This window comes from Terriglobus sp. 2YAB30_2 (assembly GCF_052114765.1).
Lineage (GTDB): Bacteria > Acidobacteriota > Terriglobia > Terriglobales > Acidobacteriaceae > Terriglobus.
Map to the genome: position 1 here is coordinate 232,686 of NZ_JBFRFJ010000008.1, position 20,494 is coordinate 253,179.

A 20,494-nucleotide genomic window follows, 5' to 3' on the forward strand; every position below is an offset into this window, starting at 1 on the left:
TCTTACTTTGGCCGGTAAGCCTCTTTTTCCTTCTTACCGGTGGGATCAATCGGCTCGTTATCTTCTTCGTCGCTGGTGGCGTGCTCCCGCTTCGGCGCTGCGAAGGGCTTTTTCAGTCCAGCTTCAGCCGCAAGCTTGGTGTCCGGACGAGCATCGCGGACCGCGAGAGCTGCCTTGTACTCGCTGATGGCGCGAGGACGGTCCGGCTCACGCTGTGTGTCATACATGCGTCCCAGGTAGATATGCGTCCAGGCCAGCGTGCGTGGATCCTTGGAAAGCTTTAGCACCTGGTTGAACTCGTCGAGCGCCGAGTCCGGATCATTGTCCAGCACTGCGATGCGTGCCTTCAGATAGTGCGCCTGCGGGTCGTTCGGATTCACCGCCAGCGCCTTCTGCGCCATCTCGTCGGCGCCTGCGCGATCACCCTTCATCAGCTTGATCTCAGCGAGATCAAGTCCCTTCGGCTGGCGTACCGGCGTACGGCCTACGAACTCACGCGTGCCTTCAGGAAAGAACTGGATATTCTTCGCCACGCTGACCTGGTGCTGCACGTCCATGCCGTAGACGATCTCACCAATGCTGTCTTTGAGCGCCTCGTTGGTGTGCTCCAGTTGAACCAGCTTGCCATAGAGATAATCGGTCAACACATAGCCGAGACGCATATCGCGATCTACCAGGCGCTGGCGTACGACCTCTGCCCGGCGGTCATAGTCGGTAAGGTCTGCTTCATACTTTTCCATGTCGCTGCGCTGTTTGACCTGAGACGGCTTCTTTGGCTTCGGGAAGCCAACGTCCATCACCCGCGCTTCGATTGCCTTGATCATGCACTCGGTCGTCAGCGCCACCATGTCGTTCTTGTAGATGAACTCCAGTGGAGCGTCCTGCACCGTCTTCAAAAGCGGAGTCAGCCGGTCGATCGACTGCGGCCGGGCATAGATCATCGGCTCTACCAGGTAGTGCAGATACATGTGCCGAACGTCATCCAGCCGTACCTCTGCACCCTGTGTGGGAGAGAACACCACCACATAGTCCAGGCCGTAGACGCGCGCATTCACCGCCGCCGGAGCGAACATCGGCTCCATGAAGACCAGGAAGCGGCGGCCATCGTAGCTCGAAACCGGCTGGTGCAGATAGATGTTCGAATCCAGAATGGCCTTGGTCATCGGATCGTGGATGCGGGCGATGAGTTCTTCGTACTCCGGACGGTTGCGCACCCAGATCAGGTGGAGCTGCGTCGTCTCGGCAAAGGTTCGCAGAAGCGGCAGGATTTCGACCACCTGTGCGGCATCCGGTGGCAACTCGGTCAGATCGGTAATCGGCGTCAGATCCGGTGGAGGGTTGAGATAGATGCCAAGTGATGCGAACTGCGAGAGATTCCGCGTCGAATCGCCCAGGTCGTGGGCGGCAATGTAGGCGCAAACTTTGTCGCGGGCATCGCGAGCTTCGGCGCTGTCCTGCAGAGCAGCATTGAGGTCGTCGCGAACCTTCTGGCGCACTGGAGAAGAGTTGGTAAGGTCTGCGTCGTAGCCGCAGGCATTCAACGCCGCTCCAATATCGAAGAGCGACTCGCTCGGTTCCAGTTGGATTCCGGAGCCGGCTCGCTCGACGCCACCCAGCCGCAAGGGGCCGGTCTGAGCCGGTTGTTGCGAGGCGGAATCCGACGGAGCCTGGGACGAAGACGAGCTGGAAGACGATTGTTGTGCGGCTGCCGCCAGGGGCAGGGCGAAGAGCAATCCGAGCGAAATGATGCGGTTTAAATACACGGCTGATCAGTCTGACGTACCGGAATAGTCTACGTCAGCGGACCCTGCACTGAAGAGAGGGGATCAGCCTCGAACCGAGATACCGGAGAAGGTAAGGATAATGCGGCTCCGCACCGGGGTTCCAAAGACCTTGGCCGGTTCGTAGACGCTTACCAGCAGCCGCTGCTCCAGGTTGTGGCGGGCGTCGGCCGAAAGCGTTCCGGAGACGATGCTGTAGTCATAGATCTGCCCACGGGCGTTCAGCAGGGCTTCGACGACGACGGGATTGTCCGCATCCACCAACACGGCATCCATATTGGCAGCCGAATACTTATAGTGGGGCTGAGTGTAAGCGCCCAGGTCGTCATCGGCCATGACCGACTGCGCCGCAGGAGTCACCGCGGTTAGCATGCCCAGCATGCCACCGACGATGATGGTGGCGGAGGCCAGGCCGGCAGCGGTACGAAGCACGACCGGACGGAGGGTGTTGGCCCAGGCCAGCTCCAGACGATCCTTCCAGGTCGTGTTGCTCTTAACTTTTTCGTGCGAGATGGCCAGCCGCAGCTTCAGGCCCAGGTTCTCCGGAGCCTTGGCCGTACCGATCATGGCGAGGCTGTGCTGCACACTGCGCCAGCCGGCGAACTCCGCCTTGCAGGCTTTGCAGCTCTCAAGATGCGAGCTGACATCCATCATCTCGTGGCCGGTAAGAGCTCCGTCGAGATAGTCCGAGAAGAGGGAGCGCACCTGTTCACAGTTCGTATTCATCGTGCAGCCTCCATCCACTTCTCCGTTGCTCGTTTGGATGCGGCGGCTCTCTGTTCGGATTCGAGAGCTTCGCGCGCTTCCAGTGCCTGCCGCATCGCTGCGCGTCCGCGCATCAACCGACTCTTTACCGTGCCCATGTTGATGTCGAGAATCTCGGCGATCTCGTCATAGGCGAATCCTTCAATCTCGCGCAGGATCAGCACCGTCCGGAACGACTCCGGCACCTCATGCAGTGCTGCCTCCACCCGGGCGCGCATCTCGCTCTGGATGGCCATATCGAACGGCGATCCAGCTTGCGAAGCCAGCGTATCCCGCAGGTAGAAGGTCTCTCCGGGGTCGTCCGATTCGAACTCCCCATCGATGGTGACTTCCTGCTTCTTATGTCGCTTCCACCAGCGGCGCTGATTGCTTGCTTCATGCAGCGCAATCCGGTAGACCCAGGTTCTCAGCGAAGAGTCTCCATGAAAGCTTCCAATATTGCGGAAGACTTTAATAAAGACGTCCTGGGTGATGTCGGCGGCGTCAGCCGGATCCTGCAGGCTGCGGGCAATCAGAGAATAGATGGGCTGCGAGTACTGCCCGATCAGTTGCGCGAAGGCTTCTTCCGAGCCTGCCTTCAGCTCGGCCACCAAGACGGCATCCTCCGCACGAATTCCGATCGCACTTACCAGGTTCCCCATCGTCGTTCCAGCCTGCATCGGGAGTGTCCTTTAAGGTACGACGTCCGGGATTTCCAAAGCAAATCGCTCCATCCCGGAGAATGAGCAAAAACTGCGCCGCCGGCGGCCGAGTGCTCGCTCACTCTAGAGAGATAGACACCGAAGGTTGCCTGAAATGTTCCCGTAACTGCAACTATTTTTGAGCCTTGCCGGCCAAAGCCGGCCCTCCGAGACCACGACTTTTCTGCCCGAGAGCCATTTAAATCGATATCGGGCCAAACGAGAGCCCGGAGGAGATGTCGATGAACAGAAAACTCATGCTCGCACTTTTAGGCGCCGCTCTTACCCTGTCCGCAGCCGCGGCAGAGGCGCAAGTCTATGTCCGTATTGGGCCTCCCCCACCCGTGCGTGAGGTCGTTCCCGTCCGTCCGGTCGGCCATCCGAACTGGATTTGGCAACCTGGTTATCACCGCTGGGACGGAGGCCGTTACGTCTGGGTTCCCGGAGCCTATGCCGCTCCGCCGCGCCCGCACGCGCGCTGGGTACCTGGCCACTGGGCTCGCCGCCCAGGCGGCTGGTACTGGATCGACGGCCACTGGAGATAAAGTCAACGCGGGCTGAAGGCGCTTCCTCGTCCTTCAGCCCGTCTGCCTTTGCCCACGCCGGGTTTGACTTGGTCCGCAAAGCAGGAGAAAATAAAGAAGTCCTTCCCGAGAGTGGGCCTGTGGCGCAGCTGGGAGCGCGCTTCCATGGCATGGAAGAGGTCATCGGTTCGATCCCGATCAGGTCCACCAAATAACCCCTTATAAATCAAGCAGATACCGAAAGTGGGCATTTCCGCTCGTCCATGGCTTTGTGTCATCTTGTGTCACTCGCGCAGAGCCTGCGCCGATTCCTGGCGCCCGTACCAACATTACCAATCGGGTTAAACGAGATGAGACCTTGATCTTGGAGTTCGATCCAAAGTCAGCGCGCGATTCTTGCGGGCATCAGCACGATTCAGAGACAGGCACCTTTTCGAAAAATGGCTCTCGCCGGCTGCGCGCGTCATACAGAGGAACGCTATCCGTTCCGCAAGGACTGCTTGCTGGGCCAGACCTGAAGCGCGAGCGTCCCGATCTTCAAAAGGGTTTCTTTGCTCGCACCCGCACGGGCTTGCAGCGACATCCCTAAGAGGGTCGTTCTGAAGAACGAGACCAGCAGACGAAGGTCTGTCGATTTTGGAATCTCTTTATCCCGCACTGCCTTCTCCAGCCGTTTCAACAAAACCATGTCGGAGAGTGCGCGAAGCCGATCCAACTCTTGTTGCAAGTGGTCGTACTTTGGAGAGCATGTTGGAAGAGCGAGGCAAAGCATGCAGCCACTTGGCTGATCTTTGCGAGTCAATTCGGCAGCAGTGATGCGAAACAGCTTCTCAAAACCCTCTTTCGCCGTTTTGCCTTCGATGACAGCAGCGTCAAAGACACTGCCTCTTCCTGTCCGGTAGTGGTTTACGGCCTCGAGAAATAGCGTCTCTTTATCACCGAACGATGAATAGAGGCTCGAGGTTTGGATGCCCATTGCGCTGGCGAGATCGTCAACGCTGGTCTGTTCGAATCCGCGGTTCCAAAACAGCAGCATGGCCGCGTCTAAGGCGACCTCTCTGTCGAACGTCTTTGGCCGTCCACGTTGACTCATGCCCGTGCCCCTTTTCATTGGAGCACACGTTTCAGAAAAAGTTGCAGCCTTCTGAATCCTCCGCGAGCCGCACACATCTATTTCTGAAACGACCGTTCTATAAAATGCCGCCAAGCCAGGCGAGACGCGAGAACGAGGCGACACGATTTTAGGAGACAACATGCAAGGCATTCTCAAAAGGGGATCATCGCTGGCGCGCACAGGGATGTGGTTGATCGCTTTGTCCGCTATCACCGTTGCTGCTGCCGGCTGCAAGCAGGCAGTACCTGAAACGAAGCCGAAACTAGCGGCGGCCCCGGTCGATGCGGCGCAAGTCATCACCAGGGATGTTCGCGTCTCCGATGAATTTAATGGCCGCGTATGGGCGACGAACTCCGTAGAGATCCGGCCGCGAGTCACGGGCTACATCGACCGCATTGCCTTCCGGGAAGGACAGGTGGTCCATAAGGGCGACCTGCTTTATGTCATCGATCCCCGGCCCTACAAGGATGCGGCAGATAGCGCCAAGGCTGGATTGGATAGGGAGCACGCGGCGGCAGACTTCGCGAAGATCCAGGCGGAGCGTGCGCAGCGGCTCAAGCAGCAGGACGCCGTCTCCCAGGAGGAATTACAGAACCGCAGCTCTGACCTGCTGCAGAGCGGAGCGCGGGTTAAAGCAGCGGAGGCAGCCGTGGCTTCCGCGGAGCTGAACCTCTCTTATACCGAAGTGCGCTCGCCGATCGATGGCCGCATCAGCCGAACACTGCTGACGTTGGGAAATCTTGCGCAGGCGGATCAAACCGTGCTGACATCGGTCGTTTCGGTGGACCCGGTTTATGTCTACTTCGACTGTGATGAACAAAGCTATCTTCGCTTCCAGCAAAGCTCGCATCGCGGAAGCGGGGTCGGCGCTGAGAATCCAGTCCGGGTTGCCTTGGCGAATGAGGCAGGTTTTCCGCATACGGGCCACATTGACTTCGTTGATAACCAGCTCAATCCGACCACCGGCACCATTCGAGCCCGTGTCGTGCTCGCAAATCCTGACCAGACATTGACACCCGGTTTATTTGCTCGTGTTCAGTTGCAGAGCGCCGCGCCTGCACAGGCGATCTTGATCGACGATAAGGCTGTTTTGACAGATCAAGACCGCAAGTATGTCTATGTCGTGGGAGAAGGGAACGTCGCGCAACGTAAGGACATCGTCCTGGGTGGCATGAGCGATGGACTACGGATTGTGAAATCTGGCTTGACGCCTCAAGACCGTGTAGTCGTGGGAGGTCTGCAACTGATTTATTTTCCAGGCGCCCCGATCACGCCAAAGGATACCGGCATGGAAGTCTCGACAGCGGGCCTGAACAATATCGCCTCTGCGGGAAAGAAATAAGAGGTCACGGCAATGAACATCTCGAAATTCTTCATCGACCGCCCCATCTTCGCGATTGTTCTTTCCATCATCATCTTTTGCCTTGGACTCATCGCGATCCCAATTCTTCCGTCGGGGCAATATCCTGAAGTCGTTCCGCCCAGCGTAGTCGTCCGTACGAACTATCCCGGCGCCAACCCCAAGGCGATCGCCGAGACAGTTGCCGAACCGCTCGAAGAAGCCATCAATGGCGTTGAAGGCATCATGTACATGAAGTCTGTTGCCGGCTCGGACGGCAGCCTTCAGGTCATCGTGACGTTTCGTCCAGGTGTCGATCCGGATACCGCGGCCGTTCGTGTACAGAACCGTGTCAGCCAGGCCCTGTCGCGTCTCCCAGACGAAGTTCGCCAGTTCGGCGTGACCACTCAGAAGCAGTCGCCGACACCATTGATGTATGTCGGCCTGCTCTCGAAGAAAGGTCACCACGATGCGCTATACCTTCGGAACTATGGCGTCCTTCATGTGAAGGATGAGTTGTCGCGGCTGAATGGCATTGGCGATGTTCAATTGCTGGGTTCCGGCGATTATTCCATGCGGGTATGGCTCGATCCGAACCGCCTGGCATCGCGCGGTATCACATCGGACGACGTTGTAAATGCCATCCGGGAACAGAACGTGCAGGTGTCCGCAGGCCAGCTTGGTGCTGAACCTTCGCCAAAGAAGCCTGACTTTCTCACCTCGATCAACGTTCGCGGGCGACTCACAACGCCGGAAGAGTTCAGCAATATTGTGCTGAAGTCCGGCTCAAACGGGCAGGTGGTTCACCTGTCAGACGTCGCACGCGTAGAGCTCGGGTCAAGTGACTACACACTCCACACCTACCTCGATACTCAGGACACCGCTATCGTCGGTATCTTCCTGACGCCTGGGGCGAACGCGCTCGGTGTTGCAAAAGAGGTCTATGCCAAGCTGAAGGAGTTGTCGAAGGCATTCCCGGACGATATGGACTATAAAGTCATCTGGGACCCGACGGAATTCATTCGGGATTCGATTGATGCGGTGCAGCACACACTGATCGAAGCTGTATTCCTGGTAGTTCTCGTTGTCATCGTATTTCTGCAAACATGGAGGGCTTCGATCATCCCGTTGATCGCAGTCCCCGTTTCCATCGTCGGCACCTTCGCGTGGCTCTATATCCTGGGCTACTCGATTAACACTTTGACCCTCTTCGGCATGGTCCTGGCGATCGGGATTGTGGTGGACGACGCAATCGTCGTAGTCGAGAATGTTGAGCGGTTCATCGAACATGGGCTCACTCCACGAGAGGCTGCTCATCAGGCGATGAAGGAAGTTTCGGGGCCTATCATCGCGATTGCTCTCGTCCTGTGCGCAGTGTTCGTTCCGATGGCTTTCCTTACCGGAATCACGGGCCAGTTCTACAAGCAGTTCGCTGTGACCATTGCGATCTCAACGGTCATCTCCGCAATCAATTCACTCACCCTTTCTCCGGCCCTTGCGGCGAAACTTCTACATACACCGGGCGCTCAAAAAGACTGGCTGGCGCGCGCTATCGATGCTGCTTTCGGCTGGTTCTTCCGCCCCTTCAACCGGCTCTTCAAGAGCAGTTCTGAAGCGTATCAAGGTGCTGTTGGGCGGAGTTTCCGCTTCCGTGGCGGTGTCTTTCTGATCTACTTCGTGTTGATCGGCTCGATCTACCTGTTGTTCAACAACGTGCCCGGCGGCTTCATTCCGACCCAGGACGAACTGTATCTCTTCGGCGGAGCGAAGTTGCCCGAGGGGGCATCGCTGGCACGTACGGATGATGTCCTCAAGCAGATGGTGAAGGCGGCGCATGAAGTCAATGGTGTCGAAATGCTGCCGGCGATGTCTGGCTTCAACGCGCTGCAAAGCGCAAATACACCAAACCTGGCAACCTCTTACATTCGCCTCAAAGACTTCAAAGACCGTCACGAGACGGCTCAGCAGATCCTGGTTGAGCTCAATCAGAAATATTCCCGCATTCCAGGTGCGATCGCGTTTGCCCTGATGCCGCCACCGATCCAGGGACTCGGCAATGGATCCGGGTACTCGCTCTATATCGAGGATCGCGCCGGACTTGGTTATGGTGCTCTGCAGAGTGGGTTGGCAGCATTTCAGGCTGCAGTCTCGCAGACTCCGGGCATGACCTATCCGGTCTCTTCCTATCAATCGAATATTCCGCAATTGGAAGTTCAGGTCGATCGGGAGAAAGCGAAGACGCAAGGTATTTCGCTCTCCGATGTCTTCAACACGCTCCAGAGCTATCTCGGTTCCATCTACGTGAACGACTTCAATACCTTCGGTCGCGTGTATCGCGTGATGGTGCAGGCGGACGCTCAATTCCGCCAGCGGCCTGAAGACATCACAAATCTTCGAGTGCGGAATGGAACCGGGGAAATGGTTCCGATTGGCTCGATCGCGACCATCACACAGACATTTGGCCCGGATCCCGTCATGCGCTACAACGGCTATCCCGCTGCCGATCTCATCGGCGACGCCGATCCGCGTGTGCTGTCATCGGGTCAGGTCATCGAGAAGCTCAACGAGATTGCGAAGAAGACACTGCCTCCGGGCATGGTGCTGGAATATACGGACTTGAGCTATCAGCAAACGACGCAAAGCCATTCTGCCGCGATCGTATTCCCGTTGGCGATTCTTCTCGTCTTTCTCGTTCTGGCTGCGCTGTACGAGAGCTGGACACTGCCGCTCGCCGTTATCCTTATCGTCCCCGTGTGCATCTTTGCAGCTCTCTTCGGTGTGTGGCTCACGGGAGGCGACAACAACATCTTCGTCCAGGTTGGTCTCGTGGTGCTGATGGGCCTCGCCTGCAAGAATGCGATCCTGATCGTCGAATTCGCTCGCGAACTCGAGATGCAGGGCATGACGACGATAGAGGCTGCGCTCGAGGCCTGCCATCTGCGTCTCCGCCCCATCATCATGACCTCCATCGCATTCATTGCTGGTTCGGTTCCATTGCTTCTCAGTCACGGTGCAGGCAGTGAGGTCAGAAAAGTAACCGGCATCACCGTGTTCTCAGGAATGCTCGGAGTCACGTTGTTCGGACTGTTCCTAACGCCAGTCTTCTACGTGGTGCTGCGGAAATTGAGCGGGCAAAGGCTCCACAGTCATAACGAAGAGAGCTTTGAAGAAGAGGTAGAGGTAAGCCATGTCTAAAGTCCTGTTTGCAGCACTCGTGCTTTTCGGGACTCTCGGTTGCTCTGTCGGTCCGCGCTATAAGCAACCGAGTGTTTCTCTTCCGAGTCAATTTACTGCTCCGTCGACGGCTGGTTCGGCCGACACAAGCGTCAAGGCGGAGCCATCTGACCCGGAGTTCTGGCACAGTTTTCATGACCAGGAACTGACGAACCTCATCGAACGGTCGCTCTCGGCTAATAACGATCTCCGTTCGGCTCTCGCCCACTATGACGCTGCGTCCGCTCTTTTACGCCTCAGCAAGTTCGACAAGTATCCGACAGTTACTGCCAGTGAGGATGTTGGACGCCAAAAGCTCGCCGCCAATCAGGCGTTTGGATATCCGCGCAACTATCGCTATTCCACCTCGTCGATCAATGCCAGTTGGGAACTCGATTTCTATGGCCGTATTCGCCATAACGTCGAGGCCCAGCGTCAGCAATTCCTTGCGAGCGGGAATGACCTTGCTGCAATGCAGGTTGCCATCGCGGGAGAGGTGGCGACAACTTACATCGACCTTCGCGGCCAGCAGGAGCGCCTCCGTGTGGCTCGACAGAACGCCGCCAATCAGGAGCGAACCGTAAAGCTGGTAGAGGCGACTTTCACCGCCGGCCGCGGAACTCAATTCGATACGGCCAGAGCTCGTGCGTTGTATGAAAGTACGACCTCTCGCATTCCGGCGCTTCAATCCGCGATTGCGGTCGATGAGCATCGCCTCGCCGTCCTGTGCGGTCAGTCGCCTGATGCTCTCGTCAGTGAGCTTGAGATTGAAAAAACACTTCCGGATCTGCCCGAGAGCATCGATCCAGGAACTCCGGCGGATCTCGTGCGTCGTCGTCCTGACATCAATGCCTCCGAGCAACGGCTCCATGCGGCAACCGAGCAGATTGGCGTCAACACCGCCGACCTGTTTCCTCGCGTGAACTTCGGCGGTCTGCTGGGTCTGATGCAATATCACTCCGACACAGCTTTCGACGGCGTTAGTCCAACGAATCTCGCGGGACTCAGCATCGACTGGTCCTTTCTGGATCGAGGCAGGGTGAAGGCCCGCATTGCAGCCAGCCGTGCAGATGGAGATGCCCAGCTGGCCCAGTATCAACAAGCGGTCTTGTTGGCGCTTGAAGATGTTGAGAACGCACTTGTGAGATACGCGCGCTCGCGTGAGCAGGATGCCGCACTCCGGCAGGCTGCTCTCGACAGTAAGCGGGCTGCGGATCTGGCAAATGTCCGGTACAAGGAGGGCGCGACCGGTCTTCTCGACCTGCTGGATGCACAACGTGTGCAGCTACAGGATGAGGACGCGTATGCAACGAGTCATTTGGAGAGCGCATCCGACGCCGTCAGCCTCTACAAGTCATTAGCTGGTGGCTGGCCTCAACGGCAGCCGCAGCCCATACGATCCGGAAGGCCATAAAACGGATCTGAATCGCCTTCTTATAGATGCCTCTTTCTTTCCCTACAGTACACCTACAGGGAAAAGGCTCGGGCATTCGAAATGCGACACCGCGAAGACTGGCGGGATGGATGCATCAGCGTAAGAGTCGGAGCTAATTGGGATGACCGTAGAACGGCTCTGGAGTCCCCGGTAGGATGAGGAAGCGAAGGCCCCCGATCTTTTGGGGGCCTCGAATGGAAGGATTGATTGTGCAGATATTGTGGAGTTCAGGTCGTAGCCGGTAACCTGAACTTTGTCGCACGACAACACTACATGAAATCCATACGATTCGGAAAAGTTTCGGATGAGCGTATGGCTTTTCTTGGCAGCGAACGAGAGGCAGTCAGCGTGAACCTGGCCCTTGCGTGCACAGCCTAAACAACCAGAGCATTTTCCCTGTTGCTGTGTGGCCCGGAAGAGGCGTGCAGTGGCCTGATTCGACTGGGATCTGCCAGAGTATTACCAAGAATAACTGGCTTCAATTCGGGGCTGACCGGAATGGTTGTTTACTGTTTTTGCGCTAAGAACGGCTTCAAAGTTCTTATCCCCCTTCTTCGCGTTGGAGGAACCGAATAGCTGAGACAGGAAAGCAGGATCGGTCAGAACTTGAGCGGCGTTGATGTTGTTTCCGCCGGCGATGCCTGAGACGATCACCACCGGTTGACCCAAGTTGGGATCCCTGTACCGGCCGACGATCGCATAGTCCACAAAATCATTGGTTGCCAACTGCTTTTGTCGATTGACAACCCATTTCGACTCCGACCTCGACTCACCATCCTCAATCCAATAGCTCGTCATGTCAGGATCGTTGCCGAAATGGAATCGGAGTGGCTTAAGCAGTCGCAGTGCCCACGAATTGCAAAAGGCGCCGATTACTACGACAGGGCCGTTCCGAAGATCCGTGATCGTGACCTGACTTTCATCGCGCACGACGTAAGGAACGTGATGCGCGTGGAGATAGCCCGTGACGATAATCAGCGACTCCATGTCGTCAAACGTCACCGTGTTGATGCCTTGTTCCTGCGACATGTCCAAGGTCGATTCCCGCGCGGGATTTTCGGCGTCTCGGATGTACATCGTCGAATATGGATGACCGGCAACGAGTACGACGACCGGCGTGCTGGTATGCAGCAGAGGTTCCCAAAAAGAATCAACAGCTGCTTCTCCAGAGGATCTGCGGCTCAGCAGAAAGACGGATGCGAAGATGACCACGACCAAAGCTGGAAATCCTGCCCACAGCCAAAAAGTGTAACGGGGGCGAGCCGTAACCTGCTGAGGCGTCTCCGGTAGGGTGCCGGCGGAAGGCGCTTCCGCAGATGCTGCCGGCGTCTCGGACGCGGGCTTAGGCTCCTCTGTGGATGGCCAATGGAAGGCCGGAGTGTATGCGCCCACGGGAAGTGTGAAGCGTAGTTCTCGCGCGTGCTCAGGTTCCTGGTAGTAGAGCGCGAGCCGCTTTCTGAGTTCCGAAGCGGCCACGCGGACCGTCGAGTCAGTCGCAGGATCGTAGCGCCTTCCTTTCCCGAAGACCTCCGTGCCCACATTTCTTTCTTTTAGCTGGTCGCCTTCGCCCCGCACCGTCTTCTCGACGATGTGCTTCAGGAAAAGCACGAGCCGTGGACTTTGCCGCAGGAAGCGATGGCTTACCAGGCGTTGCAATTCTTCGTTGATCGCGGCCGAATCTGGGATGGTGTTGTCCATAACGTCTCTCAGTACCCACACCGAAGGCCCTCAAGAAGTTGAAGGGCAACGAGCAGTTATTCCCTAACAATCAACAACTTACGCCTCATATTTAACGGTTAGCGATCGTGTGGCTAGCAGTATACAGCTTACGGATTTAGGGCGACAACGCGTCGAATGGCCCGCGACAAAAAAAGAGACACTCTTGGAGCACCGAAAGAACTTTGAAGTTGCAAGTCGATTAGACATCCACCGTCGACGTTCTTCATCGCGTCACCAGTTTGACAACTCGTTCTACCGCGTCCAGCGGGGTATTTCCCCGAACACTGTGGGACAAAGCTCAGAAAGATCCGAAGGAGGCTCAGGTGCGGGGGAGGCGGATAGCAATCATGGGTAGGAAGGCATCAGTAATTTTGATTTTCATGCTGGCCTTGTCGGAAAGCACGGTCTTTGCGAAAGGCCCCGGCGCCTCGGTTTCGATTCTGCGTATGACCCATCCGGTTCTCACGCAAAGGAGCGTTCCTTCGACGATGGTGCAATATGGCCCGGTTACAGACGTGACGACACGATTGACACCGAAGGCGTCAATGAAACTCGATCTTCCGAATCATCCGATTCTTATCCTGATTTCCCCCTAGCTGGCGAAGCGAAGCAGCGCATATTCGCGCGATAGGCTCTTGTCGTTTCGTAAACGAACTCAGATAGCAGCTGTGCATCGAGGAATAAATATGAAAGTAATATGGCAGATTATCGATATCCCGGGAAAAAGCCCCAATCATGGAGCGTCGCGGAACAGCTTTCTTAATCTCATCCAACTTGCGGTATGTCTATTCTTCCTAGTGGGTCCGTCACAGGCGATATGCCAAAGCCTCCCCGACCTGGTTCTCACGTCGGCCTCTTATGATCCTTCCACCGGCCTTTACAGCGCCGTCATCAAGAATCAAGGCACGGCGGCGACGCCGTCGGCTACGGCAATTCCAGTCTCGTTCCTGGTAGACGGAACGGGCCGGACCTGGGCCGGAGGATGGGGGCCGCTCGCTGCTGGAGCCACGCAGACGGTAAGCTCAGCCGCTGGCTCCAGCGGCGGTGGACCCTACAACATCCCAGGTGGCAGCACCCACACAGTTACAGCTATAGTCAACCGCGCCGCCAGTATCACCGAGTCTGATACTTCCAACAATAGCTTTTCGTTCACTGCTGGTCCTGACTTGGTGGTCACTGCGGTCACCTATAACGGCTCAACCGGAATCTTCGGCGCAACCATCAAGAATCAGGGTGCGTTGGCTACTCCGTCCACTGGAACGATTCAGGTTTCGTTCCTGGTGGATGGGACCTCGCAGACGTGGGCCAGCGCCACAAATCCTCTTGCGGCGGGAGCGAGCGCAACTGTTAGCTCGATAGCCGGTTCCAGTGGCGGCGGTCCCTACAGCATTCCCGCGGGTACACATACGGTCAGCGCCGATGTCAATGCTTCCGCGGCTTTCCCAGAGACGGACACGACAAACAACACGTTGGCGCAATCCGTCACCCTCGCACCGGACATGGTGATCAAAACCGTTTCCTACAACAGTTTCACCGGGAACTTCAGCAGCACGATCACGAATAACGGTACGGCCCCAACGCCCAGCGGTACCGACGTCAATATTAATTATTCGGTAGACGGAACTTATGAGACGTGGGCGGGCGTTGTTGGCCCTATACCAGCATGCACCTCGCTCCTCTTGAATACGGCGTCGAAGGGCGGCCCATACACTATTTCCGTCGGCACGCATTCAATCCTTGCAGACGTCAATCCGGCTAATCTTTTCGCCGAATCCAATACGACGAATAACAACTTTACACAGAGCGTTACCGTGAATGCAGCATCCACTCCATTACCTGACGTGATCGTGACGTCTTTATCCTATGACACATCCACAGGCCTGTTCACTGCAGTCATTAAGAACCGCGGATCTGTTGCGACGCCGTCTAGCACGGCCATCGCAGTGTCTTTCCTGGTGGATGGTACAGGGCGCACATGGGCGAGTGGTTGGGGGCCTCTCGCCGCAGGAGCATCGCAAGCTGTAAGCTCTGCACCAGGCGCAAGCGGTGGAGGCCCGTACACAATCTCCACAGGTACGCATACCATCTCTGCCATCGTCAATCGCGCGGGCGCCTTGTCGGAGTCCAATACGACGAATAACACTCTCGCGCAGGCGCTTACGGTCGGCCAGACACCTAGCATTAGTTCGTTTACAGACTCAATTGGCGTTAACATCCACATCCACAACGACTGGGGAGGGGATGCGTATACAAGTGTTCCGAACATAGAGTCTGCGCTCTCTTATGCGAGCCTTCGGCATATTCGCGACGTTATGCATGCCTCGATCGACGTCGGAAAGCTGCAGCAGATCAGCGCCAACAATGGCGCCACTTACGACGTGTTCGTGAATGCTGATCTGGCGGCTGACTACGGCTATATCTCAAGTAACTCAAGCATTGTGGAAGCTGTTGAGGGTTTCAACGAACCTGAAAACTTCTCGCAGACGTATGGCGGTCACACCGGCATCGCTGCCTCGGTATCAGGACAGCAAGATCTTTGGGCGGATATGCAGTCCGCTAGCAACACGCAGAACATCATCGTCAACAGCATGGCGCTCGGGAATCCGCTGGATGCGTCGGGAGTCGGTGACATCTCCTCCTACACGAATCAGATTTCTTCGCATGTGTACCCGGCTTTCTACGGCACCTCAGGAGAGTCGACCTTCAATACGATGCAGACCATTCTTTCGGAGAGTATGCCCATCGCGCCAAATCACCCAGCGGTAATCACGGAGGCCGGCTGGTGGACTGCTCCTGGGGTGAGAGGCACAACAGAAGCAGCCCAGGCGAAGCTCACCCTGTCCTTTTTATTGGACGCCTCTCTGCAAGGTGTAACGCGGAGTTATCTGTATGAACTCCTGGATGAACATGTGCCGATGCCCAGCAGTACAACCGCCAGCATGGCGTCGGTAGGCAGTGTATTCGGTCCCATCCAACTGGCAACAGGACTACCGAACATGGCCCCTGGCACCACCATCGCTATCTCCCACGATGGCTCGAACTACATGTGGGGTACGGTGTACAGCTATAACAGCTGCACGGGCGACACCGCCATCACGGTCACGAAAGAGGTCGGCAGCGGAACGTACTCGTCTTGGAGCGCTACAAACAGCGAAGATACCTTTGGTCTCTTCCACTTTGATGGCACGAATGTTTCCCCAAAGCAATCAGCCACTGCCCTTCATAACCTGGCGACAATTCTGGCCGATCCAAACGGTTCCCCGGGCACGTTGTCAGGGACAAAAGTGTTCACTCTCTCAGGAATGCCGGCGTTGGGCAAGAGCCTTGTCTTTGAGCGCAGCGATGGAGCATTCATCGTTGCCTTGTGGCGGGACGACCCTATTTGGGACAACAACGGAAATGAAATTACTGTGACACCCGCGACCGTCACTCTAAGTCCGAGTGTAGCGCCAAGCTCCATGTCCATTTTCGATGCGACAGTGGGTACGGCAGCCACCTCGACCACGACGGCGACTTCCATATCCGTCAGTCTCGGAGACACACCGCAGTTTGTACTGATCCAGTGAAACCGGAAGCAACTTACAGCGACCGCGCAACGGATCAAACAGATCGTTGAACTGCTGCAGGGAGGCAGCTTTGATGCGCAGCCAAAGTCTTCCGCCTCGACGGAGGAAACGTGAGCTACTGCGCGATGAGCAATGTACTGCGGCCAGCGGCGGCTACTGGGTGTATCACGGTGCCGCCGTCCCTCCGGTTCAAGAGGCGGATGTAACCTTTTGTTACCTGGTGTTTTATTGGACTATAGACGTCTTGGTTGGGGGGCGACGGTGGGGGAAACAATGCGAGGCTTTTACCATAGGTGAATACGCCTAAGGCTTACCTCTGCAGCCGTTCAGGCGGCTTAAATGTAGCGACCCGGCGCCGTGTTCCCTCATCCAACTTGACTTGCTAACGCCCATCTCAGGCATCTTTTCCGTTCAGAGGATTCTCGCTGTGCCTCGCCCGGCTTTGTTGGCCCATGGTTTGAAGCGTCAGATCCGGATCGATTTTGTCCGCCTTTGAGCTCAGAATCGAGACCGGACAAGCCATGATGATTTCGTTACTTGTAACAGTAACGACCGGTTACTAGACGGACGTAATTCGAGCCGACCAGACTGTCATGCTGTACCGGAATCCCGATTTTTTCTGAGTTCAAAAGAGCGCTGATGGATTCCGGAATCTGCACTATTTGAGAGGCAATGATGAACAGATTTTCTCTACGCTTTTTCGGCGTGGTTCTCTCCCTTGTCTGCATGGTGTCATCCATCCGAACGCTTCATGCTCAGGTCGCCACGGGTAGCATCAGTGGCAGGCTTACAGACAGCACCGGAGCTCTTGTCCCTAATGCGAACGTTACGGTAGTTCGGGTTGATTCGAATCTGACCATTCACGGCAAGAGCAACGCAGAAGGAATTTATAGCATTTCTTCACTGCAAACTGGCGATTATCGCGTCATGGTGGAGCGCTCGGGTTTCAAAACGGCGGAGACGGCGATCACCTTGGCCGTTGGGCAGAACGTTCAGGCCGACCTCAAACTCGAAGTAGGGACCGTAAGCGAGACCGTCGTAATTTCGAGTGTGACCAGTAATGAGGTCAACACGCAGAACGCGACGTTAGCGTTCACCGTGGGAGAACGTGAGATGGAGGATCTCCCCATGAATGGGCGGAATCCGTACTCTCTGGCCGCTCTCAGCCCTGGCATCACTCCAGGAGGCAGCTTCGGTGCTGGTGTGAGCAGTGCACGAGGCGCCCTTGTCGCGGCAGCCACGAACAATTTTCAAGCGAATGGAGGTATTGGCGGGTCCAATGAGATTTATCTGGATGGCATTCCGATTACGGTCTGCTGCCAGGGACAGCCGGCCGTTACCGTGACCGCGGAAACCGTCAATCAGTTCAAGGTGATTACTTCTAGTCCAGGTGCTCAGTTCGGCCGCTCCAGCGGCGGATTTCTGAATATCGTAAGTAAGCAGGGTGGGAATAAGTTTCACGGCGACATCTATGAGTTCTTTCGGAATGACCAGATGAATGCGGCCGATTTTTTTCAGAAGAGGTCAGGCACAGTTCCCTTCGTCGGTCGCAACGACTTCAGGCCGCCGCTTCGTTTCAATCAGTTCGGAGGTTTTGTCAGCGGACCTGTGATGATCCCTGGAATTCACCATGGAGATCCGGCGACGTTTTTTACCTTTGGATATGAAGGGATTCGCAAAATCGCATATGCACGATGGGTACTCACGGTTCCTACAGTGCTCATGCGGCAAGGAATCCTTACCGAGAACACGGATGTCGTTTACGACCCCTATAGCACACACCTTGTAGGGACCACCTATACGCGCACTCCACTGCCTGCAGGGTGCAATGCTGGTGGATGCTTTGCTGCCGGCAAAGGAGTGGTCAACATCAATCCCGTTGCCAAGGCACTTCTCGACTTCTATCCGCTGCCAACGAAGAGCGGGATCGCCAGTAACTATTCCCACGTACAAAGGCAGACCGACGTTGACGATCAGTACAACTTTCGTATTGATCACAATTTCTCAGAACGGCAACGAGTGTTCGCGCGTGGAACATACAGCGTCAATAAGCACCGCGAGAACGACTGGTTCGACAAACCAACAGGTTCCAATGCTGTGTACCAGCCAATCAGTGCATATCTCTTCGCCTTGGGCGATACGTGGACATTCTCGCCAAATATGTTGTTGCAAGTGACGTACGGGTTTGCAAATCAAAGGAACCAGCAGATCTCTGGGAGCTATGGCATCGATCCGAGGCCCTACGGATTCTCAAGTAACTTCTTGAGCGAGCAACAGACGCCAGGCATTCCTTATCTCATCATGACGAGTTTCTCCACATTGGGATATCTCGCGGGCTCCAATCGATGGGACCACTACACGCACTCTTTGGCGCCATTGCTTACCTGGCAAAAGGGCACTCACACCCTGAATGTTGGCTATGATGGCCGGTTGATCTATGAGAACGAGCCTTCATTCGCCAATCCGCTCGGTACGTTCACCTTCAGCAATCTATTAACGCGGGGCCCAAATGCATTCAACGCGCCTGCCGCTAACCCAAGTCAGTTCGATGCCTTTGCCTCCTTCCTGCTTGGCGTTCCCTCGGATACCCACTTGGTCCGTAATGCCGAGTTTGCAATGCACCAGTGGTATAACTCGGTGTTTATTCAAGACGATTGGCGACTTGCCCGGAATCTTACTTTGAATCTGGGAGTGAGATATGAGCACGAGGGTGCGATGCGTGAGCGGCATAACCAATGGGCGTCGATTGATTTGAACGCGACCAACCCGTTCTCGACCTCCTCGTTTCCATTTACCGGAGGTGCGCAATACGTTGGAGCAAATGGCAATTCCGCGGGCTTTTGGCAGGACTACAACAGGGTGAGCCCTCGTGTGGGTTTGGCTTTTAGCCCCTACACCGGTACTGCTGTGCGTGCCGGATATAACATGCTTTTCCTACCGACGTCACAGCGTATATATAGCTCTGCAACGATGGGGTATACGCAAGATACGGCCAAAACGTACGCTTTCAGCGACGTCCCAACAACTACGATGGACAACCCTTTGCCCAATGGCGTCGCCTTACCGGCCGGAGCTTCCGCAGGCGTTCAGGTCAGCACGGGTAATTCCGTGTCGGGACTCCTCTATCACAATCCGCAGGCCTATATTCAGCAGTGGAATTTTGGTGTGGAACAAGAGCTGGCGACAGGTCTCGTCCTTCACTTGAACTACGCGGGATCGAAAGGCACGCACCTGCCGATCAACTCGAACCCGAACGATCTGCAGCCGAAAGACTGGGGTGCGGTTGGAGATCCTGGAGGAACTCAAGCCGCATATCTCGCCGCTGCAGTTCCCAATCCATTTTATGGCAAGGCGGCCGCCTCATCGCAGCTAAATACCGCAACGGTCCGACGCCAGCAACTCCTCGCTGCCTATCCGCAATATGCACTGAACACAGGTTTGACGAATAACACACTGGCTCTATTTCAGAACGATATTGGAACCACGTCGTACAACGCGTTCCAGGCCTACCTCACAGTTCGTCGGGTAAAAAATCTGGTAGCAACGGTGGCTCTAACCTGGTCTAAGCTTCTCGGCAATGTTTCTGATTACACGACGGGTGGATTCAATCAAAACGGAATTCCCGCCTACCAAAACTACTATCGTATGGATATTGAACGTTCTTATCTCCCTACAGATGTCCCGCAACGTTTCGTAGCGACTGGGAACTACACTCTTCCATTCGGACGAGGACAACGATTTGGGAGCAACGTCCGGCCTTGGGTGAACGAGTTCCTTGGAGGTTGGAAACTGAACACCATCGTCTTCATCCAATCGGGGTTCCCATTAGACCTCACTGAGACAGGTGGTGCTGCGTATTCTGGTAGCCGCCCCAGCTTTGTTCCAGGAGTGAATCCATTAACGCAAGGCCCAGTCAAGAATAGGTTGGGTGGCGGTACAGAGGTGGGGTATTTCAACCCAAATGCCTTCCGCCCCACCAGGGCTTTCGAGCTTGGAGATGTTCCTCGCGCGTCGGGGTTGATGCGCAGCCCCTTCCATTTCCAGGACGATCTGTCATTCATAAAGGAATTCCGCTTCCGGGAAAGATATGGAGTTCAATTTCGGTTTGAGGCCTACAACTTCTTGAACAAGGTCCAGTTTGGCCAGCCGACAGTAACCTATGGCTCAACGACGTTCGGACAAATCTCGTCGCAATCGAACCAGCCACGAAGTCTACAACTTGCCCTAAAGCTTTCCTTCTAAGCCGGCAAGCCCTTGTCCAGAACGAAAGCTCTGGACAAGGGTTCCTCACGAATGTTTCTTCAGCGCTCATAGCTGGAGCTTGCTGGCCGTCTGTTTCTCAAGCAAGCGAAACATGA

At 55.9% G+C, this 20,494-nt stretch carries 12 protein-coding genes, 1 tRNA gene and 1 pseudogene; 9 read left to right on the plus strand and 5 right to left on the minus strand.

Translation table 11 applies throughout. The features are described from left to right. Positions 1-2: 2 nt before the first annotated feature. From AB4Y89_RS13910 to AB4Y89_RS13920, 3 genes are all read right to left on the minus strand, one after another. Entirely contained in the window at positions 3-1,763 is a 1,761-nt protein-coding gene (locus tag AB4Y89_RS13910) for a tetratricopeptide repeat protein (RefSeq protein ID WP_442301535.1), read from the minus strand. A gap of 63 nt (positions 1,764-1,826) precedes the next feature. Continuing rightward, a complete protein-coding gene (locus AB4Y89_RS13915) occupies positions 1,827-2,507 on the minus strand; it encodes an anti-sigma factor family protein (RefSeq protein WP_442301536.1) in 681 nt (226 codons plus the stop codon). Next, complete coding sequence (locus AB4Y89_RS13920) at positions 2,504-3,205, minus strand: RNA polymerase sigma factor (protein WP_442301537.1); 702 nt, start codon at positions 3,203-3,205, stop codon at positions 2,504-2,506. Before AB4Y89_RS13920 ends, AB4Y89_RS13915 begins: the two co-directional genes overlap by 4 nt. Before the next feature lie 263 nt (positions 3,206-3,468). Between AB4Y89_RS13920 and AB4Y89_RS13925 the strand changes: the two genes are divergently transcribed. Together AB4Y89_RS13925 and AB4Y89_RS13930 are read left to right on the plus strand one after the other, a co-directional pair. Continuing rightward, positions 3,469-3,771, plus strand: a complete 303-nt coding sequence (locus tag AB4Y89_RS13925) for a YXWGXW repeat-containing protein (protein WP_442301538.1) — start codon at positions 3,469-3,471, stop codon at positions 3,769-3,771. 113 nt (positions 3,772-3,884) lie between these two features. Further along, positions 3,885-3,960 (plus strand) — tRNA-Ala (locus AB4Y89_RS13930). Between the two features lie 268 nt (positions 3,961-4,228). On the opposite strand, the gene AB4Y89_RS13935 is transcribed toward AB4Y89_RS13930, so the two are convergent. Further along, positions 4,229-5,005 (minus strand): TetR/AcrR family transcriptional regulator, encoded by a 777-nt coding sequence (locus AB4Y89_RS13935; RefSeq protein ID WP_442301539.1) that lies wholly within the window; start codon positions 5,003-5,005, stop codon positions 4,229-4,231. Between AB4Y89_RS13935 and AB4Y89_RS13940 the strand changes: the two genes are divergently transcribed. From AB4Y89_RS13940 to AB4Y89_RS13950, 3 genes are read left to right on the plus strand one after another with little or no spacing between them, the layout of a single operon-like run. Then, entirely contained in the window at positions 5,004-6,206 is a 1,203-nt protein-coding gene (locus tag AB4Y89_RS13940) for an efflux RND transporter periplasmic adaptor subunit (RefSeq protein ID WP_442301540.1), read from the plus strand. The two genes, AB4Y89_RS13935 and AB4Y89_RS13940, sit on opposite strands and share 2 nt — an antisense overlap. Before the next feature lie 12 nt (positions 6,207-6,218). Further along, positions 6,219-9,398 (plus strand): efflux RND transporter permease subunit, encoded by a 3,180-nt coding sequence (locus tag AB4Y89_RS13945; protein ID WP_442301541.1) that lies wholly within the window; start codon positions 6,219-6,221, stop codon positions 9,396-9,398. Next, positions 9,391-10,830 carry an efflux transporter outer membrane subunit gene (locus AB4Y89_RS13950; protein ID WP_442301542.1) on the plus strand — a complete coding sequence of 480 codons (1,440 nt, stop codon included), beginning with the start codon at positions 9,391-9,393 and terminating at the stop codon, positions 10,828-10,830. The genes AB4Y89_RS13945 and AB4Y89_RS13950 overlap by 8 nt, the downstream gene beginning before the upstream one ends. A gap of 480 nt (positions 10,831-11,310) precedes the next feature. Here the strand turns inward: AB4Y89_RS13950 and AB4Y89_RS13955 are convergent, their stop codons facing one another. Further along, complete coding sequence (locus tag AB4Y89_RS13955) at positions 11,311-12,549, minus strand: hypothetical protein (RefSeq protein ID WP_442301543.1); 1,239 nt, start codon at positions 12,547-12,549, stop codon at positions 11,311-11,313. Between the two features lie 368 nt (positions 12,550-12,917). On the opposite strand from AB4Y89_RS13955, the gene AB4Y89_RS13960 reads away from it, so the two are divergent. The 4 genes and pseudogenes from AB4Y89_RS13960 to AB4Y89_RS13975 all read left to right on the plus strand — a co-directional run bounded on the left by AB4Y89_RS13960 (position 12,918) and on the right by AB4Y89_RS13975 (position 20,378). Beyond that, on the plus strand, positions 12,918-13,166 hold the full coding sequence (locus AB4Y89_RS13960) for a hypothetical protein (RefSeq protein WP_442301544.1): 249 nt from the start codon (positions 12,918-12,920) through the stop codon (positions 13,164-13,166). Positions 13,167-13,256: 90 nt separating this feature from the next. Further along, complete coding sequence (locus AB4Y89_RS13965; protein ID WP_442301545.1) at positions 13,257-16,136, plus strand: CARDB domain-containing protein; 2,880 nt, start codon at positions 13,257-13,259, stop codon at positions 16,134-16,136. Between the two features lie 726 nt (positions 16,137-16,862). Then, a pseudogene (locus AB4Y89_RS13970) lies at positions 16,863-17,159 on the plus strand (carboxypeptidase-like regulatory domain-containing protein); the annotation flags it as partial. Between the two features lie 318 nt (positions 17,160-17,477). After that, complete coding sequence (locus tag AB4Y89_RS13975; protein WP_442301650.1) at positions 17,478-20,378, plus strand: TonB-dependent receptor domain-containing protein; 2,901 nt, start codon at positions 17,478-17,480, stop codon at positions 20,376-20,378. Positions 20,379-20,494 lie beyond the last annotated feature (116 nt).